A 22,998-nucleotide genomic window follows, 5' to 3' on the forward strand; every position below is an offset into this window, starting at 1 on the left:
GCCGCCCGATGCATGCCGCGCGGCCCGCGAGCCGATTTCACGCGGCCGCGCCGACACCGCCGCTACTGTCCAATGTGTCTTCGGGCATATTGGGGGATGCCCTTAGGCGCTATGATACCGGCCTGACACCCGCGCGCCGTGCCGACCAGCGGCCGTCCGCGCGCGCCGGCGTCGCTCACGCGCCGTTCGGGAACCGAACATGGCGTTGACGGAAAAGAACGATATTCGGCCAGTAATCGATGATTGAACACCTTCGAGAATCCCTTTCTCTGCGGCGCGCGTGCGCGTCGCTCGCCATGGCGGCGCTGCTCGCGGGATGCGCGTCGCAACCGGACGCGATCCAGCGCAAGACGGGCTGGATGCGTACGGAAGTCGCCGATTCCTATGTCTATGCGTATCCGCTCGTGCTGATGGACGTCGCGAAAGACGCCGCGACAGGCGGCGACGGCGCGCAACCCGGCCAGGCGCCGCTGAACACGCTGCGTCACGCGCAGGCGCTGCCGCCGGTCGGCGCGGTGAATCCGCCGCTGCCGGGCGTCGATACGCTCGACTCGACCGGCTGGCTCGACGTCGCGGCCGAGCCGGTGATCGTCACGCTGCCCGACACGCGCGGCCGGTACTGGGATGCGCGCGCGCTCGACATGTGGACCAACGTGCTGTGGTCGGCCTCGAGCGCGGCGGCGCGCGGCGGCCGCCGGTCGCAAACGATTGCCTTCGTCGCGAAGGACTGGCAGGGCACGCTGCCGAAGGGTGCGGTGCGGGTCGACGTGCCGACGCGCTATGCGTGGCTCGAAGTACGACTGCAGACGAGCGGCGGACGCGACCTCACGGCCGTGAAGAAACTGCAGCGCGCGATGCGCATCGTGCCGCTGTCGGTCTACACGGGCGACGCGCGCGGCGCCTCGGTCGCCGTTCATACGGGCAGTGCACCGGCCGACGCGCTGACGGGCGGCACGCCGGCCGAACAGGTCGCCGCGCTCGATCCGAAGGCGTTCTTCACGCGCTTTGCGCGTGCGCTGCAGGACAACCCGGCGCCGGACGACGATCCGCACGCGCAGCAGCTGCTCGACGACATCGGCGTGTCGGCCGGCAATCCGGTGCAGTGGACGGGCGACCGGCTGACGGCCGCGACGGCCGGCGTCGACGAAGGGCGCGCACGGCTCACGGCGCCGCCGCCGAATCTGCTGAGCGCGAATGGCTGGAGCTGGATCGGCGATACGGCCGGCAAGTACGGGCAGGACTATGCGCTGCGCGCGTATGCGGCCTATACGCAGTTCGGCACCGCGACGCGCGACGACGAGACGATCGCGATCGTCCGCGTCGACAGCGACGGCCAGCCGCTGAACGGCGCGAACCGCTACGTGCTGCATTTCGCGCCGGGCGCATTGCCGCCGGTGCGCGGCTTCTGGACGCTCACGCCGTACACGCCGGGCGGCGCGCTGCCCGACGTCGGCTCCGCGCGCCGTTCGCTCGGCGATCGCGACCGGCTGCGCCGCAACCACGACGGATCGGTCGACATCGTCGTGTCGGCGGTGCCGGGCGGCGCGCGCGCGGCGAACTGGCTGCCCGCGCCGCGCGCCGATTTCGCGCTCGCGCTGCGGCTGTATGCGCCGAAGCCGCAGGCCACCGACGGATCGTGGATGCCGCCGGCCGTCGTGCGCAAGTGAACGAGCGGACGCCGCCGCGGTCCCATACGGCCCGCGGCGGGCGCACGCATGCGCGTCCCGTCATCCTCTGAGCCTATACTCTCGGAACAACAGGCTCGGGCGCGCCGGATTCCGGCGCGACCCGGTATCCGTTTCCGAGGCATTCCAGCATGGCAAGCCCAGATAAAGAAATCCCTTCCACGACCCTCCATGCCCTCGGCGGCGTCGCCCGCTCGCGCCGCACGCGACGCATCGGCCTCGGTATCCTGATCTTCCTCGTGTTGTTCGGCCTGCTGGGATTCTTCGCGGCGCCGCCGCTGATCCGCCATATCGCTGAACAGCAACTGAGCAAGCAGCTCGACCGGCCCGCGACGATCCGGCGCATCGCGCTGAACCCGTACACGCTGAACCTCGAAGCCGACAGCATCCATGTCGGCGAGCACGGCGGACAGGGCGACTTCATCGACATTGCGAAGCTCGTCGTGCGGCCGTCGTGGACGTCGCTGTTTCGCGGTGCGCCGATCGTCAACGAGATCCGCCTCGATTCGCCGCGCTTTCGCATCGTCCGCTACGACGCGCAGCGCTTCAACTTCACCGACCTGATCGAGAAGTTCTCGACGCCGTCGAAGCCCGACAGCAAGCCGACGCTGTTCTCCGTGTCGAACATCCAGATCAACAACGGCCGGATCGATTTCGACGATCGGCTGCTGAACGAAAAGCACGTCGTCGACGAGTGGACGCTCGGCGTGCCGTATATCGCGACGCTGCCGTCGAAGACCGACATCTTCGTCGAACCGAAGCTGCGGATGCGGTTCGACGGCAGCCCGATCGCGATCGACGGCAAGACGAAGCCGTTCGCGCAGTCGCGCGAATCGGAAATCGCGCTGAAGTTCGATCGGCTCGACGTGCCGAAGCTGATCTCGTACGTCCCCGCGAAGTTGCCGGTCGCCGTGACGAGCGGCCTGCTGAGCAGCGATCTCTCGGTCAACTTCGTGATGAGCGGCGATACGCCCGCGCTGCGCGTGTCCGGCACGGTCGACCTGACCGACGCGAAGATCACGGGCCCGGCGTCCGAGCCGCTGTTCGCCGCGCGCGGCGTGCACGTCGCGGCGGCCGGCCTCGAGCCGTTGCGCAATGCGATGCACTTCGACGAAATCCGGCTCGACCGGCCCGTGATCGACCTGTCGCGCGACAAGCAGGGCGTGCTGAACGTCGAAAAGCTCGCGGGCTCGCCGGCCGCCGCGCCGAAGGCGGCATCGGCCGCTGCCAACGGCGCCTCGCGCGCGGCGGTCGCCGCCGCGAGCGCGCCCGCGGCGAGCGGCGCGCAGGCCGCGGACACGAAGACGCCGCCGCTCGACCTGACGATTCGTCATGTCGCGATCGACGGCGGCACGGTGAACCTCGACGACCGCGTTCCCGCGACGCCGACCGCGCTGGCGCTGACGAAGCTCGCCGCGACGCTCGACGGTTTCGCGCTGCAACGCAAGACGCCCGCGAAATACACGCTGTCGACATCGCTGTCGCGCGGCGGCGACCTGAAGGCCGAAGGCACGGTCGACGTCGCGGCGAAGCAGGTCGACACGAAGCTCGTCGTCGATGCGCTCGCGCTCGCGCCGTTGCAGCCGTATCTCGGCGAGGCGACGCGCGCGCGCGTGCTCGACGGCGCGCTCGGCGCGACGGTCAACGCGAAGGCCGACTGGGGCAAGACGCCGCTCGACGCGCAGGTCGCCGACAGCGAACTGAGCCTGAAGTCACTGAAGCTCGCGACGCCCGATGCGAAGGCGCCGGCGATCGTGCTGCCCGACGCGCGCGCGAAGATCGCGAAGGTCGACGTGGCCGCGCGCACCGCCGAGATTGCGAGCGTCGACGCGCACGGGCTCGCGCTCGACGTGAAGCGTCTGAAGAACGGCAACATCGATCTCGCGGCGTTCGCGAGCCCGGCGCAGCCGGCGGTGCCGCAGCGCACGGTCGCGCGCAAGGCGCAGGCCGCCGCGCCGTCGTGGCACTACCGGATCGATGCGCTGAACGTGAAGGAGGCATCCGCGAACTTCACCGATCTGTCGACGCCGCGTCCGGTGAAGCTCGCGATCAAGCCGCTCGATCTGTCGGTGCAGAAGCTCGGCGACGACATGACGAAGCCGCTGCCCGTGCAGCTGAAGGCGACGCTGAATCGCAAGGGTTCGCTGAACGTCACGGGCGACGTGACCGCGCAGCCGCTGAAGATCGCGCTGAAGATCGACGGCAACCGCGTCGATGCGGCCGCGTTCGAGCCGTATTTCGGCAGCGCGTTGAACGCGACGATCGCGAGCGCGCTGCTCAACGCGCAGGGCAACCTGACGTTCGCGCAGGCGAAGGACACGATGCGCGCGGCCTATCGCGGCAACGTCGCGCTCGTCGACGTGCGGATGCTCGACAAGGCGACGTCCGATCCGTTCGCCGGCTGGCGCTCGCTCGCGCTGACGAACCTGAAGGCGAACTACGACGACAAGGGCACCGACGTCGACGCCGCACGCGTCACGTTCTCGAACTTCTACGGCCGCGTGCTGCTCGATGCGCAAGGGCGCCTGAACCTGAACGACATCGTCGCGAAGGAGACGGGCCCCGCGCAGTCGCTCACGCGCGATGCGAGCAAGAGCGAGCCGGTGCCGCTGTCGCCGGGCGTCACGCCGCCGGCCGCGGCGCAGGCCGCCTCGGCCGCCGCCGCACAGCAGGCGTCGGCGCCGGCCGCCGCGTCGGCGACGGTGGTGGTCAAGGCGGCGCCCGCGCCGCAGCGTCCGGTGCGCATGCATTTCGGCGAGCTCGTGCTGCAGAACGGCCGTGTCACGTACACGGACAACTTCATCAAGCCGAACTACACGGCGAACCTCGTCGCGATCAAGGGGACCGTCGGGGCGTTCGGCACCGATTCGACGACGTCCGCGCCGGTCGACGTCGCCGCGAACCTCGCCGGCAACGGGCCGATCTCGATCAAGGGCTCGGTGAACCCGCTGATCGACAAGCCGGCGCTGGATCTCACGGCGACCGCCCACGACATCGAGCTGACCAACCTCACGCCGTATTCGGCGAAGTACGCGGGCTACCCGATCACGAAGGGCAAGCTCAACGTCGACCTGCACTACCAGCTCGCCAACGACCAGCTGAAGGCGAACAACCACATCTTCATCGACCAGCTGACGTTCGGCGACCACATCGACAACGACACCGCGACGAAGCTGCCGGTGAAGCTCGCGATCTCGCTGCTGAAGAACACGCGCGGCGAGATCGACGTGAACCTGCCGGTGTCCGGATCGCTGTCGAATCCCGAGTTCAGCGTCGGCGGGCTGATCTGGCGCGCGCTGCTGAACCTGATCGCGAAGGCCGTCACGTCGCCGTTCTCGCTGCTCGCGCATGCGTTCGGCAGCGGCGGCGAGGATCTCGGCTACGTCGAGTTCGCACCCGGCTCCGCGGTGCTGACCGATGCGCAGCAGAAGAAGCTCGACACGGTCGTGAAGATGCTGACCGAGAAGCCGTCGATCCGGCTCGACCTGATCGGCCGCGTCGATCCCGACAAGGACACGCCGGGGCTGCGCACCGCGTATGTCGACCGGCTCGTTCGTCAGCAGAAGCTGAAGGACGTCGTCGGGCAGGGCGAGAGCATCGACCCGATGACGGTGAACGTCGAGCCCGGCGAATACGACAAGTATCTGACGCGCGCCTACAAGGCGGCCGATTTCAAGAAGCCGCGCAACCTGATCGGCCTGCAGAAGACGCTGCCCGAAGCGGACATGAAAAAGGCGCTCGCCGAGCACGCACCGGCGGACGACAATGCGCTGCGCGCGCTCGCGCAGCAGCGCGCGCAGGCGGTGCGTCAGTATCTCGACGGCAAGATCGACGCGAAGCGCGTGTTCGTCGTCGCGCCGAAGCTCGATGCGAAGGGCATCGAGGACAAGGGCGCCACGACGCGCGTCGACTTCGGGCTGCAGTAAGCGTGCCGCTGCGCGGCCGCGTCGGCTTCTTCCGACGCGGTCGCGCGCATCGATCGGTCGCGCGCCGCGCGCGGCCCTAGCGCAGCGCGACCGTCGGCTCGCGCCGTTCCAGTTCCTTTCGCGCGCTCAGCGGCAGACGCGCATCGTCCCACTGCGCGATCCACTCGACTTCCTTCGCGGTAAATACCTGGCCGTAGTTGCGCAACGCGTACTGCAACGCGTCGACGACGTGATGGCGAATGATCTCGGGCGTGCGCGGGTCGTCGAGCACGAACCGCAATGCTTCCAGGGTCGACATTGTCGGGCTCCGAATCAGGGAAAACCCTTTATCACACGCCAATACTGGCGTGCCAACCGGACAAAAATCCCGGGGGCGCGGCGCGTGGTCGCGCCGCCACGTCGTGGCGTTGCGATTCGTTACGTTTGATAGAGAACAGAAAGCCGTACTTCATCGGACCGCCGCAGAGCGCGGCGATATTTGGCGCGCCTGACGGCAAGTCACGCAGTCCAACGATCAATCGATGAGGTGGGGTGATGAGGTCTTTCTTCGGCAAACAGCGACATATCGCAGTGATGGTGGCCGGCGCGCTCGCGTTGGCAAGTGTGGGCGCGCACGCCCGGCAGGACGGCGCAGCCGGCGACTCGGCACACGGGCGCCGCGTCGTGAAGCACGTGCTGCTGCTCAGCATCGACGGCCTGCACGAGCAGGATCTCGCGCGCTGCATCGGCGCGAACACGTGCCCGAACCTCGCGGTGCTCGCGCAGAGCGGCGTCACCTATACGAATGCGTACACGCCCGGGCTGTCCGATTCGTTTCCGGGGCTCGCGGCGCTCGTGACCGGCGGCTCGCCGAAGACGGCCGGCCTGTTCTACGACGTGTCGTACGATCGCAACCTCTATGCGCCGAGCGACACGACGTGCTCGGGCAAGCAGGGCTGGAACGTCGTGTTCGACGAGACGACCGGCATCGACGCGCAGAACGGCGGCGCGCTCGTGCATCTCGACGGCGGCGGTGCATTCAATCCGCAGGCGATTCCGCACGCACGCGTGAACGGCCGCTGCGTGCCGGTCTATCCGCACGACTACGTGAAGACGAACACGGTGTTCGAGGCCGTGAAGGCCGCGGTGCCGAACGCGCGCACCGCGTGGGCCGACAAGCACGCGTGGGGCTACGACTGGCTGAACGGCCCGTCGGGCACGGGCGTCGACGATCTCGCGCGCACCGAGATCAACTCGATCGATCCGGCGACGGGCACCGACTACACCGACGTCTATTCGCATACGGCGCGCTTCGACAATTTGCACGTGCAGGCGCTGATCAACCAGATCGACGGCCGCGATTCGACGGGCACGAAGAACGCGCCGGTGCCGACGCTGTTCGGCGCGAACTTCCAGACGCTGAGCGTCGCGCAGAAGGCGCCGGTCGCGGCCGGCGGCGGCTATCTCGACGCGAACTTCACGCCGAACGGGCAGGTTGCGAACGCGATCACGTACGTGGACGATGCGATCGGCCGCATCGTCGGCGCGCTGAAGCAGCACAACCTCTACACGTCGACGGCCGTGATCGTGACGGCGAAGCACGGGCAGTCGCCGACCGATCGCACGAAGCTCGTGAAGCACGGCGATACGCTGACGAAGCTGCTCGAGGCGAACGGCTATCTCGATCCGAACAGCAACTTCGGCCAGAACAACACGAAGACGGGCAACCCGAACGACGGATCGGGCCTCGCCGGCACCGGCTTCGTGCAGACGGACGACGTCGGGCTGATCTGGCTGCGCGACCGAAGCCAGCGTACGGCGGTGGTGCAGACGCTGAACGCGAATCTCGGCTGCAACGCGCCCGGCATCTGCGCGGACGGCCCGCAGGCCTATGTGCTGTACGGCGCGGCGCTGGCCGAGCGGTTCGGCGATCCGGCGAACGGCCGTACGCCCGACATCATCGTCCAGCCGAACCCGGGCGTGATCTACACGTCGAGCACGAAGAAGGATGAAGAGCATGGCGGCAACGCGCCGGACGACAGCCATCTGGGCCTGCTCGTATCGTATCCGGGCCTGCATCGCGCGCGTACGGTGAGCGACGTGGTGGGCACGACGCAGGTCGCGCCGACGATTCTGGCGCTGCTCGGCGTCGAGCCGCGGCTGCTGCAGGCGGTCGTGGCCGAGAACACGCGCGTGCTCCCGGGGCTCGGCATCGAGCGTTGAGCGCGGCGGCGGTCCATCGCGTGTCGACGGCGGTGCGCGGGTTGAATTCCATCGCATGCACCGGCATATTCGTTGCGGATTGCCCGTTCAACGAAACGTATCGCGAGGACCGCTCATGCGTCTGCTGCTTGCCCTGTTGTTGCCGTGGTTTCAGTTTTTCACGATCGGTCGTCCGATCGCCGGGATTATCTGCCTGATCCTGCAGATCACGATCATCGGCTGGCTGCCGGCGGCGATCTGGTCGGTGTATGCGCTGAGCCAGTACAAGACCGATCGCAAGATCGAAGCGGCGCTGCGCGAACGACGCTAGGCGTAAACGGCGCGGCGCCGCGACTCGTGCGGCGCCGCCGTAAGCGGCGAAGCGGCAAAATCGGCCGCCCAAGGAGAAACGGCCGCTTCGATCGAGCGACGATCGAAGCGGCCGTTTTCATTTCACCGCGAACAGCGTCAGATTCATGAAGATCTTGAACGCATAGCCGAGCGTGACGGCGCCGATCACGCCGCCGGCCCACAGTACGACGAACCACATCCAGCCGCGCATCCGCGGGCGCCGGGCATCGGGCCGAGCGTCGGCGCGATCAGTGGTGGTAGTAATGCTGGTCTTCATGGCGCACCTTGCCTCGGAATACCCAGTAACCCATCGTCGTGTAGGCGATGATGATCGGCAGGATAACTGCTGCGCCGACCAGCGTGAAGGTCTGGCTCGAATGCGGCGCCGCCGCTTCCCAGATCGTCATCGTCTGCGGAATCGCATAAGGGAACAGCGTGACGAGCAGCCCGACGTAGCCGAGCAGCACCAGCGCGAGTGCGAGCACGAACGGCGTCATGTCATGCCGGGCGCGCACCGCGCGGCGCATCCACACCGCGCAGCCGGCGACGAGGAACGGCACCGGCAGCAGCCGCCAGAACAGCCCCGTATCGAACCAGCGCTGCGCGATGGCCGGATCCTGCAGCGGCGTCCAGAGGCTGACGATCGCGATGAAGGCGAGCAGCACGACGGTCAGCGGCCACACGACGCGATGCAGCCGGCGCTGCAGGTCGCCCTCGGTCTTCGCGACGAGCCAGCAGCAGCCGAGCAGCGCGTAGGTCGCGATCAGACCGAGGCCCGTCAGCAGGCTGAACGGCGTCAGCCAGTCGAACGCGTCGCCGGCGAACACGCCGTCCTTCACGTCGATGCCCTGCAGGAACGCACCGAGTGCGACACCCTGGAAGAACGTCGCGCCGGCCGAGCCGCCGATGAACGCGAGATCCCACAGCTGCTTCGTGCGCCGTGCCTTCGCGCGCAGTTCGAACGACACGCCGCGGAAGATCAGGCAGACGAGCATGAAGATCAGCGGCAGATAGAGCGCAGACAGCACGGTCGAATAGACGACCGGAAACACGGCGAACAGCCCGGCGCCGCCGAGCACGAGCCACGTTTCGTTGCCGTCCCACACGGGCGCGACCGTGTTCATCATCAGGTCGCGTTCCTTCTCGTCCGGAAAGAACGGGAAGACGATGCCGATGCCGAGGTCGAAGCCGTCGAGCACGACGTACATGAAGAGCCCCAATGCGATGATCGCGGCCCAGATTACAGTGACGTCCATAGTTTTCTCGTATGCGGATGGGGTGGCGGGTCAGACGGTCTCGAGCGGTTCGTCGACGGCCGACATCGGGCGGCGCGCGGTGTGATCGCGGCGCGTGTCGGGCGTGTCGTCGTGCTTCGCGTCGGGCAGCGCGGGCCCGGCCTTCATCAGCTTCAGCATGTAGTAGACGCCGGTGCCGAACACGAGGAAGTACACGATCACGAACGTCATCATCGACACGCTGACCTGCTGCACCGTCAGCGGCGACACCGCATGCGCGGTGCGCATCACGCCGTACACGACCCACGGCTGACGGCCCGCTTCGGTCGTCACCCAGCCGGCGAGCAGCGACACGAAGCCGGCCGGGCCCATCACGAGCGCGAAGCGCTGCAGCAGCTTCGACTCATACAGGCGGCCGCGGCGGCGCAGGAACCACGCGAGCACGGCGAGGCCGATCATCGCGAAGCCGAGGCCGACCATGATCCGGAAGCTCCAGAACACGAGCGTCGAATTCGGACGGTCTTCCGGCGGGAATTCCTTCAGCCCGCGAATCTCGCCGTCCCAGCTATGCGTGAGGATCAGGCTGCCGAGATGCGGCACCTTGACGGCGTAGCGCGTCGTCTCGGCCTTCATGTCCGGAATGCCGAACAGGTTCAGCGCGGTGCCGCCCTTCTCGGTTTCCCACAGCCCTTCGATCGCGGCGATCTTCGCCGGCTGATGCTTCAGCGTGTTCAGGCCGTGCTGGTCGCCGATGATCGCCTGCACCGGCGCGAGCACGAGCAGCAGCCACAGCGCCATCGAGAACATCTTCTTCACGCTCTTGTCGCGCCGGCCTTTCAGCAGGTGATACGCACCCGTCGCGGCCACCACCAGCGCGGCGACGATGAACGCGGCGATCGCCATGTGCAGCAGCCGGTACGGGAACGACGGGTTGAAGATGATCGCGAACCAGTCAGTCGGCACGATGCGGCCATCGACGATCTCGAAGCCCTGCGGCGTCTGCATCCAGCTGTTCGACGCGAGGATCCAGAACGTCGAGATCAGCGTGCCGATCGCGACCATCAGCGTCGCGCCGAAGTGCGCGCGCGGGCTCACGCGATTCCAGCCGAACAGCATGATGCCGAGGAAGCCGGCTTCGAGGAAGAACGCGGTCATCACTTCGTACATCAGCAGCGGGCCGGTGACCGAGCCGGCGAAGCTGGAGAAGCCCGACCAGTTGGTGCCGAACTGATAGCTCATCACCACGCCGGAGACGACGCCCATCCCGAACGCGACGGCGAAGATCTTCGACCAGAACAGGCAGAGCGTCTTGTAGTACGCCTTGCCGGTTTTCAGCCAGCGGTATTCGAGTACGGCGATGAAGCTCGCGAGCCCGATGCTCATGGCCGGAAAGACGATGTGGAAGGAGACGGTGAACGCGAATTGCAGGCGGGCCAGATCGAGGGCCGAAAAAGCGGTGTCCATACCAGTTGACCGAAGCAGACGATACCCGCCGACGGATGCCGGCGGACCCCGGCACAGCGCTGCGGGGTTGGCTGGAGTATCGGACGCGATGTTGCGTCGCGAAATGTGCCAACTCGTCGCAGATATCCAGCCCGTTGCGCCCGATTCCGGCGTAAATCGTTGATTCGTATCAAGAACGGCGATCGCGGCGCGGGGCCGCCCGGCGTGGCGGTCTGCCGCATGTGCGTCAATATGGCGCGTCGCGGTATTGAACGGTATCGCGGACCGCGAACCACAGTTCCCGCTGTCTGGCGTGCATCGCGTTGCGCGGTGCACGGACTACCGGGTTGCGGCCGACAGCGCCGGGCTATTGCTCGACCGGGCGAGCAACCTGCCCTGTATCGGCGGACTCCTGCGCTCGTTCGCCCCGGTCCGGTCGCGAACAGGCTCGAAAACCATTCCTACCAACATTGGCCTGATTTTCCGGCCGTTTCCGTTTAGCGTCTTCGTCAGGATTTTCCCCTAGCGGACGCTTTCGCGCGTTGCACGCGCCGCCGGGCCGTGATCTCCGCGAAACCCCGCACGACCGCGCCGGCATTGCGTTTCACGCGATTTGCGCGGTTTCGGTGCAGTCCTGCGTGTTCGCCCGTATCGGAATGCATTACCAAAGGTATGGAAAAGCGCACAGAAAATGTATCTGGAGCGACGAAATTGGATTGATACGCTGCATTCACTGTATCAGCGCCGTCAACCACGCAGGAGCGGAATCGAGCCCACGCGCCGGGCGGGCGATCGATGACGATTCGGACGAAGTTCACGGCTTCTCTTTCCAGTTAGTCGGGATGACAGAATGGCTCCAAATCTGACGTTTGCGCCGGGCGACGTACTTGCCCCCGGCGCAGTCCACACCGACGGTGCGCCGTCGATCGTCCGGTCGAGTATCGCGACCGGATCCGACATCCTGACCGTCAAGCATCTGTCGAAGATTTTCGGTCCGAAGCCCGAGCGTGCGATCGAGATGATGAAGCGCGGCGTCGGCCGCAACGAGATCTTCGCGGAAACCGGCAACATGGTGGCGGTGAACGACGTGAGCCTGAGCGTGCGCGCCGGCGAAATCTTCGTGATCATGGGGCTGTCCGGCTCCGGGAAATCGACGCTCGTCCGGCTGCTGAACCGCCTGATCGAGCCGACGTCGGGCCAGGTCGTGCTCGAAGGCCGCGACATCGCGCCGATGTCGACGCCGGAACTGCGCGAAGTGCGGCGCCGGAAGATGGCGATGGTGTTCCAGTCATTCGCTTTGCTGCCGAATCGCTCGGTGCTCGACAACATCGCGTACGGGCTCGAAGTCGCGGGAATCAGGAAGGCGCAGCGCTACGAGGTCGCGCGTGCGGCGCTGGAGCGCGTCGGACTCGGCTCGTACGAGAAGCTGCTGCCGAGCGAGTTGTCCGGGGGCATGCAGCAGCGCGTGGGCCTCGCCCGCGCGCTCGCGGTGAATCCGTCGGTGCTGCTGATGGACGAGGCGTTCTCCGCGCTCGATCCGCTGATCCGCTTCGAAATGCAGAACGAACTGCTGCGCCTGCAGAAGGAAGAGCAGCGCACGATCGTGTTCATCTCCCACGATATCGAGGAAGCCGTCAAGATCGGTGGGCGCATCGGCATCATGAAGGACGGCTGCCTGATCCAGGTCGGCACGCCGGCCGAGCTGATCCAGACGCCCGCCGACAAGTACGTGCAGGACTTCTTCCGCAACGTCGACGTATCGCGCTTCCTGAAGGCGTCGAGCATGATGACGCGGGTCGAGCGCGGGCTGCTCCGGTGCGATGCGGGCACGCCGTCCGACCGCTACCTGAACCAGCTGATCGACAGCGGCGCGGAGTGCGGCTACGTATGCGACGAGGCCGGTCGTTACCTCGGCTGTGTCACGCCCGCCACGCTGCACCGTTCCGGCACGCGGCCGATTCGCGACGCGTTCCTGGACGACTTCAACGCGGTGTCGATCGATACGGATCTGCATCGGCTCGCGTCGATCGCGCTGACGCAGCAGCACGACGTGCCGGTGACGGATGCGGCGGGACAACTGGCGGGCGTTGTGTCCTGCCGGACGATACTCAAGCAGATGATGCAACGGAGGGCAGCATGAACGCGTCGGTGATCGGGAAGTTCGCGGAGAATTTCGTCAACTTTTTGTTTCTGCATTTTCGCGGCGGCTTCGACACGTTTTCGGCGGGTCTCGGCGCGGTCGTGAAGCTGCTCGAGGACGGTCTCGCCGCCGTACCGTTCATCGCGATGGTCGTGATCCTGGTGGGCGTCGCGCTGTGGCGCCGCGGCGTCGTGTTTTCGGTCTTCGTCGGCCTCGCGCTGTTCGTCATTCACTACATGGGATTGTGGGCGCAGACGGTCTCCACGCTCGCGCTCGTCACCGCGGCGACGTTCTTCAGCCTCGTGATCGGCGTGCCGCTCGGCATCTGGGGCGCGCGCAACAACCGGATCGGCATGATCCTGCGTTCGCTGCTCGACTTCATGCAGACGATGCCCGCGTTCGTCTACCTGATTCCCGCCGTGATCCTGTTCGGGCTCGGGCGCGTGCCTGCGGTGATCGCGACGATCGTGTTCGCGATGCCGCCTGTCGTGCGGCTGACGACGCTCGGCATCCGGCAGGTCCGTGAGGAGCTGATCGAAGCCGGCCGCTCGTTCGGCAGCACCGACTGGCAGCTGCTGTGGAAGATCCAGCTGCCGAACGCGTTGCCGTCGATCATGGCCGGCGTGAACCAGACGATCATGATGGCGCTGTCGATGGTGGTGGTCGCGTCGATGATCGGCGCGGGCGGCCTTGGCGAATACGTGCTGAGCGGGATCCAGCGTCTCGACATCGGGATCGGCTTCGAGGGCGGGCTCGGCGTCGTGCTGCTCGCGATCGTGCTGGACCGCCTGACCGAGAGCTTCGGCGTGAACGCGAAGAAGAAGCTGACGAAGCCGATCGCGCGTGCCGGCAAGGCGGGCCCGCGGGGTGCGGCACGGACCTGACGGATACGGCTGTCGGCAGCAATCGAAGGACGACGAAGCGCCGCGGCCACGGTGCCGCGGCGCAACCGGTGTAGCAGTGCGTGGAGACCAGAAACGCCGATCGAAGGCGTTCCTCACTCGTGAAAGACTCGATCGATTAAAAAAGGAGTACTAGATGAATGCCAAGACGTTCAGGTCGCTTCTGGCGAACCTTGCAGTATCGACAGTGGTTGCCTGCAGCGCAGCTGCAGGGACGGCGTCGGCCGCCGAGCCGGTCAGGATCGCGGTCACCAACTGGGCCGATGTGCTGGCGGTGGCCAACGTCGCGAAGTATGTGCTGGAGACGCAGCTCAAGCAGCCCGTTCAGTTCGTGCAGGCCGACATCGGCATCCAGTACCAGGGCATCGCGCGCGGGGACCTCGACATCATGGTCGGCGGCTGGCTGCCGGTCACGCACGGTGCGTACTACGCGAAGTACAAGAACGACCTGGACGATGTCGGCGTCGTCTACAGCGGCGGCAAGAACGGCTGGGCGGTGCCCGCGTACGTGCCCGAATCGGAGCTGTCGTCGATTGCGGACCTGAACAAGCCGGAAGTCAAGAGCAAGCTGAACGGCACGATCCAGGGCATCGAGCCGGGCGGCGGCCTGATGCAGGCGTCGGAAAAGACCATCAAGGCGTACAACCTGGACGGCTACAACCTCCAGGCGTCGAGCGAGGCCGGCATGCTGGCCAGCGTCTCGCGTGCGTACCAGTCGAAGCAGTGGATCGTCGCGACGGTCTGGAGCCCGCACTGGCTGTTCCAGAAGTGGCCGATGCGTTACCTGAAGGACCCGAAGGGCACGCTGGGCGGTGAAGAGCAGATCCACGCGTTCGCATCGAAGAAGTTCGCGGGCAAGTTCCCGCGCGCTGCCGTGTTCTTCAAGCATCTGAAGCTGACGCTGGCCGATGTCGAGGCGATCGAGTTCGAAGGCAACAGCACGAACGACTACGCGAGCGCCGCGAAGAAGTTCGTCGACGCTCATCCGGACAAGCTGAAGGCCTGGCTGCAGCAGTAAAGCCACGTGCCGGTGGCGCGGGCGACGAGGTCGCGATCGTCCGCGAACCGGCGCATATGCCGGCCGATGCCGGCGGCCGTACGACCCATCCACGCACAACGTAACGAATCGCGTCGCGGAGTCATCAAGTGAACGAGAACGCTCTATTTTTTGCCGAAACGCTCCAGAGCCGCGATCCGGTGATCGCATCGGAAATCGCATTGGAGATGCGTCGCCAGCAGACGCAGATCGAACTGATCGCGTCCGAGAACATCGCGTCCGCGGCGGTGCTGGAAGCGCAGGGCACCGTGTTGACGAACAAGTACGCGGAAGGCTATCCGTCGCGCCGGTACTACGGCGGCTGCGACCATGTCGACCGGATCGAGGCGCTCGCGATCGATCGCGCGTGCGCGCTGTTTGATGCGAATCACGCAAACGTGCAGCCGCATTCGGGCGCGCAGGCCAACGGGGCGGTCATGCTCGCGCTCGTCAAGCCGGGCGACACGGTGATGGGGATGTCGCTCGACGCGGGCGGCCACCTGACGCACGGCGCGCGTCCCGCGCTGTCGGGAAAGTGGTTCAACGCGGTGCAGTACGGCGTGAGCCCGGACACGCTGCGCATCGATTACGACGACGTGCGGCGACTCGCGCAGCGCCATCGCCCGAAGCTGATCATCGCCGGCTATTCCGCCTATCCGCGCGCGCTCGACTTTGCCGCGTTCCGCGAGATCGCCGACAGCGTCGACGCGAAGCTGATGGTCGACATGGCGCATATCGCCGGCATCGTCGCGGCCGGCCGCCATCAGAACCCGGTGCCGTTCGCCGACGTCGTGACGTCGACCACCCACAAGACGCTACGCGGTCCGCGCGGCGGCTTCATCCTGACGAACCACGCCGACATCGCGAAGCAGATCAACTCGGCTGTTTTTCCGGGGCTGCAGGGCGGCCCGCTGATGCATGTCGTCGCGGGCAAGGCGGTGGCCTTCGCGGAAGCGCTGCGCCCCGAGTTCACGCGCTATATCGACCAGGTGCTGCGCAACGCGCAGACGCTCGCGCAAGTGCTGGTGGCCGGCGGCCTGACGCTCGTCACCGGCGGCACCGACAACCACCTGCTGCTGGTCGACCTGCGCGCGCGGCGCATCACCGGCATGCAGGCGGAAAAGGCATTGGAGCGCGCAGGCATCACCTGCAACAAGAACGGCATTCCGTTCGATACGGCAAATCCGACCGTCACGTCCGGGATACGGCTCGGTACGCCGGCCGGCACGACGCGCGGCTTTGGTCCCGCGCAGTTCGAGCAGATCGGCGACATGATCCTCGCAGTCCTGGCGGCGCTCGAGCGCAATCCGGACGGCGACGAAGCCGTGGAACGCGCAGTCCGTACCCACGTGCGCGATTTGTGCAACCAGTTTCCGATCTACGCGCATGCGGAGGTATTTGCGTGATCGCAGAAACCGCATCGGGTCGCCAAACGATCCGAACCGCATGACGAATCGGTCGGCGTTGCTGCGGGTGGCCGCGGCGCGCCACGACGTTTTATTGCACGGCCGGCTTCCGTTCCGACGGCAGGAACCCGGCGCACCCATCTGAATAAGGAATCGAAATGAGCTTCGAAGGCGTACACACCCCACTGGTCACCCCGTTCGACGCGGACGGTGAAATCAATCACGAACTGCTGGGGCGGCATGCGGCCGATCTCGCCGGCCGCGTATCCGGCCTGGGTATCGGCGGCACGACCGGCGAGTACTACGCGCTGAATTTCGACGAACGCGTGCGCACGTTCGACACGGTTGCGGCCGCCGCGGGCGGCAAGACGTTCCTGACCGCCGGCATCAACGCGACGACGACGAAGGAAGTGCTGCGCCTGGGTCGCGAAGCGAAACGCGCGGGACTGGACGCGCTGCTGGTTGCGGCGCCGTACTACGCACAGCCGACGCAGCAGGAACTGCTTGCGCACCTGCTCGCGATCGACGACGCGCTCGACATGCCGATCATGCTGTACAACTTCCCCGCCCGCACCGGCACCGAAATCGGCGACGGCATTCTGGAGAAGCTGCTCGAGCGCAAGAATTTCGTCGCGATGAAGGAAAGCACTGGCGACATCGCGCATCTGCATCACCTGTCCACGCATTTCAGCGGCCGGCTCGTGCTGAGCTGCGGGATGGACGATCAGGCGCTCGAGTTCTTTGCATGGGGCGCGCGCAGCTGGGTGGGCGGCGCGTCCAACTTCCTGCCGGAAGCGCACACCGCTCTGTTCGACGCCTGTGTAACACGCGGCGATTTCGCGACCGGTCGCAAGCTGATGGCGCAACTGCTGCCGGTGCTCGAACTGCTCGAGCGCAGCGGCAAGTTCATTCAGTACGTGCGTTACGGCTGCGAGCTGGCCGGCTTGCCGGTCGGCGTCGCGCGCGCACCGCTCGGCGCGCTGTCCGGCGACGAGCGCGACGCGTTCGCGAAGCTCGTGAAGCCGCTGCTGCGCGACGGCCGGTAATCCATCATGAGTTCGACTCTGGAATTTGCGCGGTTTCCTGCGCCGGACGGAATGAATGGCTGGTGGGAGAGCCTGCCGCCCGCGCAGGACGCGCGCACCGTCACGTCCAACGCCCGGTTCGACTGGGTCGTCGTCGGCGGCGGCATCACGGGGCTGTGCGCGGCGCGCCGGCTCGCCGAGCTCGCACCCGGCGCGTCGATCGCGCTCGTGGAGGCCGACCGGATCGGCCGCACGACGGCCGGGCGCAATTCCGGATTCTTCGTCGATCTGCCGCACGACATCAGCAGCGAAAGCTACTCGCGCAGCATCGATGAGGACCGCGCCGACGTGCGGTTCCAGCGGCACGGCATCGACTATGTGCGCGACATCGTGCGGCGCTTCGGCATCGACTGCGACTGGCGCGACGAGGGCAAATTCCACGCATCGGTCAACAGGAAGGGCACCGCTGCACTCGCGCATTTCGCAGACGGCCTGTCGCGCATCGGCGAAGCGTTCGAATGGCTCGACGAGCGGGCCATCCAGGCCGTGACCGGCACCGACTTCTACACGGGTGCGCTGTTCACGCCGGGCTGCAGTACCGTGCAACCGGCTGCACTGATGCGCGGTCTCGCCGCAACGCAGCCGGACAACGTGGCGGTGTTCGAGCTCAGTCCGGTCACGCGGATCGAGTCGCGCGGCGACGCGCGCGTGCTGCATTTCGCCGGCGGCATGCTCGTCGCGAAGCAGGTGATTCTGTGCACGAACGCGTATGCGGCGACCTTCGGCAGGCATTCGAACGGATTGCTGCCGGTCTATACGTTCGCGTCGCTCACGCGCCGGATGAATGCCGACGAAGTCGCGGAGCTCGGCGGCATGCGGTCGTGGGCGGTGATTCCGGCCGATCCGATGGGCACGACGGTGCGGCGCCTGATCACCGATCGCATTTGCGTGCGCAACCATTTTGCGTTCCGGCCGGACGTGAAGGTGTCGCCTGCCGACCTCGCGAAGGCGCGGCATCTGCATCGGCGCTCGTTCGAGCGCCGCTTTCCGATGCTCGGCGACGTCGAGCTCGAATATACGTGGGGTGGGCCGCTGTGCCTGTCCGCGAACAACGGCGCGCTGTTCGGCAAGCGCGACGACGGACTCTACGAGGCGATCGGCTGCAACGGCCTCGGGCTGAGCCGCGGGTCGTCGTCCGGCAAGCTGATCGCCGAATACGCGCTCGGCGAATCGGACAGCCTCGTGCAGCAGTTGCTGAAGCAGCCGCATCCGCGTCCGCTGCCGGTTCGGCCGCTGGTCGACCTGGCCGTGTCGGCGACGATCTGGGCGAAGGAATTCTCGGCGGGTGCCGAGCTTTGACGATTGAGGAAACGACATGACGACCCATCAGGATTGGAAGCAGAAGGCGAGTACGTTGTCGCTCGACGGCCGTGCGTTCATCGCGGGCGAGCGCAGCGCGGCGGCGTCGGGCGAGACGTTCGCGACGCTCAACCCGGCGTCGGGCAAGGTGCTCGCCGAAGTGGCGCGCTGCGGCGAACGCGACGTCGATCGCGCGGTCGCGGCTGCGCGCGAAGCGTTCGAGTCGGGCATCTGGTCGAAGGCCGCGCCCGCGCATCGCAAGGCGGTGCTGCTGCGCATCGCGCAGCTGATCGACGAGCACGCGGAGGAACTCGCGCTGCTCGAGGCGCTGGAAGCCGGCAAGCCGATCAGCGAATGCCTGGGGCTCGACATTCCCGAGTCGGCCGCGTGCATCCGCTGGCATGCGGAGGTGACGGACAAGCGCTACGACGCGTTGTCGCCGTCCGGCGCCGGCGTTGTCGGCATGATCACGCGCGAGCCGATCGGCGTCGTCGGCGCCGTGCTGCCATGGAATTTTCCGGCGCTGATGCTTGCCTGGAAAATCGGCCCCGCGCTGTCGGTGGGCAATAGCGTGGTCGTGAAGCCGGCCGAGCAGACGTCGCTGTCGACGCTGCGCATCGCGGATCTCGCGCGGGAAGCCGGCGTGCCGCCGGGCGTGTTCAGCGTCGTCACCGGGTTCGGCGGCGAGGCCGGCGAGGCAATCGGTCGCCATCCTGACGTCGATCTCGTCGCGTTCACCGGCTCGACCGCAACCGGCAAGCGTTTCCTGCACTACGCGGCCGATACGAACCTGAAGCGCGTCGTGCTCGAATGCGGCGGCAAGAATCCGCAAGTGATCCTGCCCGACGTCGCGAACCTCGATGTCGTGGCCGAACAGGCGGTCGCGGCCGCGTTCTGGAACATGGGCGAGAACTGCAGCGCCGGCTCGCGGATCCTCGTGCCTGCGAGCCGCAAGGCGGAACTGCTGGAGAAGGTTCAGGCGGTACTCGCCGGCTGGAAGACCGGTGACCCGCTCGACCCGGACGTGAAGCTCGGCGCGCTGATCGAGCGGAAGCATTACGAGAAGGTGCTCGGCCATATCGAGAAGGCGAAGGCGGAAGGCGCGCACGTCGTGTGCGGCGGCCGTGCGATTCTCGCGGAGACTGGCGGCTGGTTCGTCGAACCGACGATCTTCGACCACGTCACGCCCGAGATGAGCATTGCGCGCGACGAGGTGTTCGGGCCCGTCGTGTGCTTCATCGAGTACGACGACGTCGACGACGCGGTCCGAATTGCGAACGATACGTGCTACGGGCTGGCTGCGTCGCTGTGGACCGACAACGTGAACAGTGCGCACAAGATTGCCTCGCGGATTCGCGCGGGGACGGTCACGGTGAACTGCTTCGGCGAGGGCGATCTGTCCACGCCATTCGGCGGCTTCAAGCAGTCCGGGTTCGGCGGCCGCGACAAATCCGTGTACGCGCACGATCAATACTGCGAGCTGAAGACGACCTGGCTGAAGCTCGACTGAGTGGTACCACGCACGCGGCATCGCGGCCCGCGCGGGTCGCGATGCCGGTTGGCGGACGGGGTGCGGCGGCTTGCTCGGGCCGCCGGTCGGCCGCGATGTCGCCGCGCGCCTCGTCGCGCGAGCATGGCGTGCGCCTTGCAGTCGCCATCATCGCTTCTGATAATAGCGATGCGGTGCACTACCGATCGAAAATGGCGTCGTCGTGACGACGACGCGGCGCTGAGCCGCTCTTGCCGGCCGACTGACTCGCAGGCCGCAATATTCAGAGAATTGAAAGGTGTGCGACGAGATTGCCTGAGGGCAGCCGGCGGCACCGCCGTCGACGGGTTGGTCGGCGCAGTGTCCGGCCTCCGTTTTGAGAGTGAAAGCCATGTTGAAGAAGCAATTGTTTGCTGACCGACTTCTCGCGCAGATGCCGTCGCTTCGCGCGCTGCGGTGCTTCGTGACGGCGGCGCGCTACGAGAGCTTCACTCAGGCTGCCGAGGTTCTGTGCGTGACGCAGGCCGCGATCAGCCGGCAAATCAAGGAGCTCGAGGATTCGCTCGACGTTGTGCTGTTCGAGCGCACTGGCCGGCATATCGCGCTGACCGATGCCGGGCGGATCCTGTACAACGCGTCGTATCTGTCGATCATGAACATCGCCGAGGCGGCGGAAGCCGTGCGTCGGACCGACAAGCACGCGCTGATGGTCTGCGTGTCGCATACGTTCTCCGCGCTGTGGCTGTCGTCGCGGCTGCCCGCGTTTCGCGAGCGGTTTCCGGATATCCAGCTGCACGTGATCGTCACCGAGCATTTCATGGAGCTCGACGGGCTCATCGAGCCCGACGTGATCATCACGAAGAACCCGCCGCGCGAGCCCGAGTTCGAAGCCGAGCCGCTGTTTCACGACATCGTGTATCCGGTGTGCAGCCCGTCGTTTCATGAGCGGCATTTTCATGGCCGGTCGCTGAAGCCGCTGGACCTGCTGTCGAGCCCGACGCTGAATCTGTCGATGCTAGGCCGAGCACAGGTGTGCGAGCATGTCGACTGGCGCGTGTGGCGCAATTGGTTCCAGCAGAGCGACGGCACCGAAAAGCTGGCCGCGAACAAGTATCTGGAAAGCAACGACTACCGGCTGCTGGTCGCGCAGGCGGAGGCCGGCGAAGGTACGCTGCTCGGCTGGCACCACCTCGTGCACCGGCAGATCGAGCGCGGCGCCCTGATACGACCGGTACAGGACGTGCTGGTGTTCCGCGACCGCCATCACTATCTGATCACGCACCGGAATGCGCAGTCGCGCCCCGAGTATCGGTTGTTCCGTCAGTGGCTGCGCGACGAGGTCGGTATCATGATGCACGGCTGGCTTGATACCGGTGTCGAGATCGCTCGATGACACGCTGCCTGCGGCACCCTGCGCGAAGACCTGTGTCGACCGCGCTCGAACGCCGCCATCATCCGATCCCGTCCGTGATCGCGCTGATCGGCTTCGAGGCGGTCACGGCCGCTGGATGTGTGCGCAACGGTCGACGCACGACTTAAAGCCAGTCCGTTTCGAACGGGAACGTCGACAGCGGCACACACCCGGTCTCTGTGAGCAGCACCTGCTGCTCGAGCTTCACGCCCTCGTCGCCGCCTTCCGCGCCGATATAGCTTTCGATGCACAACGTCATTCCGCTCTCGAACGTACCGTCGTAGCCGGTGCTGCCCCAGTCCATGTAATACGCGACGGACGGATACTCGTCCACCATGCCGATCCCGTGTGCGAGGCAGCTGTAGCGATTCTTCCGATACGGTTGCGGCATGTTCCAGCTGCGTGCGGCGAACTCGCTGAACGCCATGCCCGGGCGCAGCAGCTCCATGTTGGTCGTCAGCTGCGCGTACGCGGCGGCATAGAGTCGGCGCTGGGCGTCGGTCGGACGAACGTGGCCGACCGTCCAGGTTCGGGAAATATCCGCGCAATAGCCGAACGGGCCGACCAGGTCGGTATCGAACGCGATCAACTCGCCCTGCCTCATGGTGCGTGCGCTGCATTCCTGCATCCACGGGTTGGTGCGGGGGCCCGACGCGAGCAGGCGCGTCTCGATCCATTCCCCGCCGAGCCGGATATTCTCGTAGTGCAGGTGGGCCCAGAGATCCTGTTCGCTCATGCCCGGCGTCAGCGCGTTGTGCATGCGCCGGATGCCTTGCTCGCACACGTCGATGGCGATCTTGATCAAGTGCAGTTCATCCGCCGATTTCACCGCGCGCGCGTGTTCCATCAGCGCTTGCCCGTCCGCCACGCGCACGCCCTGCTCCTGCAGCGCATAAACGCCGTCGGGATCGAGCCTGTCGACGGCGATGTGCATCTCCGACGGCGTGTGCCGACGCAGCAGATCGGCGACTTCGCGCGCCCATTGCCGGGCCTTGCGCGCCGATTCTGGTCCCGAGCTGAAGTAGTTCCAGCAGGTGGCGCCGTGCAGCTCGACATCGAGCGTGCTGTCGTTCCACACGTGCTCGCAGTTGTGGAACTCGAAACCGATGACGGGCCCGTGTGCAAACACCATCACGTAGCGCGTCGGGTTGCGTCCGGTCCAGACCTGCATGTTGGACGTATCGGTCGCATAGCGGATGTTCACGGGGTCGTACAGAACGATGGCAGGACAATTCCGTCGAACGAGTTCGCGCCTGACCCGCTCGATGCGATACGCGCGCACGCGCTCCATCAGATCGTCCGGAACGCCGGTGGCACGGTTCGTTTGCATCGTTGTCGCCGCATGAAGGGTGCTGACCGCTGACATTGCTCCTCCCGTTCGTCGTTGTGGATCCGTCCGGACGCCTGGC

The 22,998-nt window shown here is 66.4% G+C and carries 17 protein-coding genes; 12 read left to right on the plus strand and 5 right to left on the minus strand.

What is annotated here, in order from left to right:
- Positions 1 to 239: 239 nt before the first annotated feature.
- A complete protein-coding gene (locus tag BCR55_RS21925; protein ID WP_006410955.1) occupies positions 240 to 1,667 on the plus strand; it encodes a DUF1254 domain-containing protein in 1,428 nt (475 codons plus the stop codon).
- Positions 1,668 to 1,816: 149 nt separating this feature from the next.
- Positions 1,817 to 5,611 (plus strand): DUF748 domain-containing protein, encoded by a 3,795-nt coding sequence (locus BCR55_RS21930; RefSeq protein WP_065495920.1) that lies wholly within the window; start codon positions 1,817 to 1,819, stop codon positions 5,609 to 5,611.
- A gap of 76 nt (positions 5,612 to 5,687) precedes the next feature.
- Here BCR55_RS21930 and BCR55_RS21935 read toward each other — a convergent pair whose 3' ends face one another.
- Positions 5,688 to 5,909, minus strand: a complete 222-nt coding sequence (locus tag BCR55_RS21935; protein WP_006397340.1) for a hypothetical protein — start codon at positions 5,907 to 5,909, stop codon at positions 5,688 to 5,690.
- A gap of 236 nt (positions 5,910 to 6,145) precedes the next feature.
- On the opposite strand from BCR55_RS21935, the gene BCR55_RS21940 reads away from it, so the two are divergent.
- Together BCR55_RS21940 and BCR55_RS21945 are read left to right on the plus strand one after the other, a co-directional pair.
- Positions 6,146 to 7,813, plus strand: a complete 1,668-nt coding sequence (locus BCR55_RS21940; RefSeq protein WP_053298137.1) for an alkaline phosphatase family protein — start codon at positions 6,146 to 6,148, stop codon at positions 7,811 to 7,813.
- A 115-nt stretch (positions 7,814 to 7,928) separates the two neighbouring features.
- Entirely contained in the window at positions 7,929 to 8,123 is a 195-nt protein-coding gene (locus BCR55_RS21945; RefSeq protein ID WP_006397338.1) for a YqaE/Pmp3 family membrane protein, read from the plus strand.
- A 117-nt stretch (positions 8,124 to 8,240) separates the two neighbouring features.
- On the opposite strand, the gene BCR55_RS21950 is transcribed toward BCR55_RS21945, so the two are convergent.
- From BCR55_RS21950 to BCR55_RS21960, 3 genes are read right to left on the minus strand one after another with little or no spacing between them, the layout of a single operon-like run.
- Complete coding sequence (locus tag BCR55_RS21950; RefSeq protein WP_035489112.1) at positions 8,241 to 8,420, minus strand: hypothetical protein; 180 nt, start codon at positions 8,418 to 8,420, stop codon at positions 8,241 to 8,243.
- Positions 8,392 to 9,399 (minus strand): cytochrome d ubiquinol oxidase subunit II, encoded by a 1,008-nt coding sequence (gene cydB / locus BCR55_RS21955; protein ID WP_006406656.1) that lies wholly within the window; start codon positions 9,397 to 9,399, stop codon positions 8,392 to 8,394. The genes BCR55_RS21950 and cydB overlap by 29 nt, the downstream gene beginning before the upstream one ends.
- Positions 9,400 to 9,429: 30 nt before the next feature.
- A complete protein-coding gene (locus tag BCR55_RS21960; RefSeq protein ID WP_006397335.1) occupies positions 9,430 to 10,842 on the minus strand; it encodes a cytochrome ubiquinol oxidase subunit I in 1,413 nt (470 codons plus the stop codon).
- An 829-nt stretch (positions 10,843 to 11,671) separates the two neighbouring features.
- Here BCR55_RS21960 and BCR55_RS21965 point away from each other — a divergent pair.
- From BCR55_RS21965 to BCR55_RS22000, 8 genes are all read left to right on the plus strand, one after another.
- Entirely contained in the window at positions 11,672 to 12,961 is a 1,290-nt protein-coding gene (locus tag BCR55_RS21965) for a glycine betaine/L-proline ABC transporter ATP-binding protein (RefSeq protein ID WP_053298138.1), read from the plus strand.
- On the plus strand, positions 12,958 to 13,845 hold the full coding sequence (locus BCR55_RS21970) for a proline/glycine betaine ABC transporter permease (protein ID WP_053298139.1): 888 nt from the start codon (positions 12,958 to 12,960) through the stop codon (positions 13,843 to 13,845). Before BCR55_RS21965 ends, BCR55_RS21970 begins: the two co-directional genes overlap by 4 nt.
- A gap of 154 nt (positions 13,846 to 13,999) precedes the next feature.
- Positions 14,000 to 14,881 carry a glycine betaine ABC transporter substrate-binding protein gene (locus tag BCR55_RS21975; RefSeq protein WP_006406659.1) on the plus strand — a complete coding sequence of 294 codons (882 nt, stop codon included), beginning with the start codon at positions 14,000 to 14,002 and terminating at the stop codon, positions 14,879 to 14,881.
- Between the two features lie 179 nt (positions 14,882 to 15,060).
- A complete protein-coding gene (gene glyA / locus BCR55_RS21980; protein ID WP_370685781.1) occupies positions 15,061 to 16,305 on the plus strand; it encodes a serine hydroxymethyltransferase in 1,245 nt (414 codons plus the stop codon).
- 158 nt (positions 16,306 to 16,463) lie between these two features.
- Complete coding sequence (locus BCR55_RS21985; protein ID WP_006406662.1) at positions 16,464 to 17,351, plus strand: dihydrodipicolinate synthase family protein; 888 nt, start codon at positions 16,464 to 16,466, stop codon at positions 17,349 to 17,351.
- A 6-nt stretch (positions 17,352 to 17,357) separates the two neighbouring features.
- Positions 17,358 to 18,689 carry an FAD-binding oxidoreductase gene (locus tag BCR55_RS21990; protein ID WP_053298141.1) on the plus strand — a complete coding sequence of 444 codons (1,332 nt, stop codon included), beginning with the start codon at positions 17,358 to 17,360 and terminating at the stop codon, positions 18,687 to 18,689.
- A gap of 16 nt (positions 18,690 to 18,705) precedes the next feature.
- Positions 18,706 to 20,199, plus strand: coding sequence for an aldehyde dehydrogenase (locus tag BCR55_RS21995; protein ID WP_065495921.1), 1,494 nt, complete (start codon positions 18,706 to 18,708; stop codon positions 20,197 to 20,199).
- A 370-nt stretch (positions 20,200 to 20,569) separates the two neighbouring features.
- Entirely contained in the window at positions 20,570 to 21,571 is a 1,002-nt protein-coding gene (locus BCR55_RS22000) for a LysR substrate-binding domain-containing protein (RefSeq protein WP_065495922.1), read from the plus strand.
- A 142-nt stretch (positions 21,572 to 21,713) separates the two neighbouring features.
- Here the strand turns inward: BCR55_RS22000 and BCR55_RS22005 are convergent, their stop codons facing one another.
- A complete protein-coding gene (locus BCR55_RS22005; protein WP_006406668.1) occupies positions 21,714 to 22,955 on the minus strand; it encodes a Xaa-Pro peptidase family protein in 1,242 nt (413 codons plus the stop codon).
- Between the last annotated feature and the right edge of the window lie 43 nt (positions 22,956 to 22,998).

The organism is Burkholderia sp. CCA53, from assembly GCF_001685525.1.
In the GTDB taxonomy this organism is placed as follows: domain Bacteria; phylum Pseudomonadota; class Gammaproteobacteria; order Burkholderiales; family Burkholderiaceae; genus Burkholderia; species Burkholderia multivorans.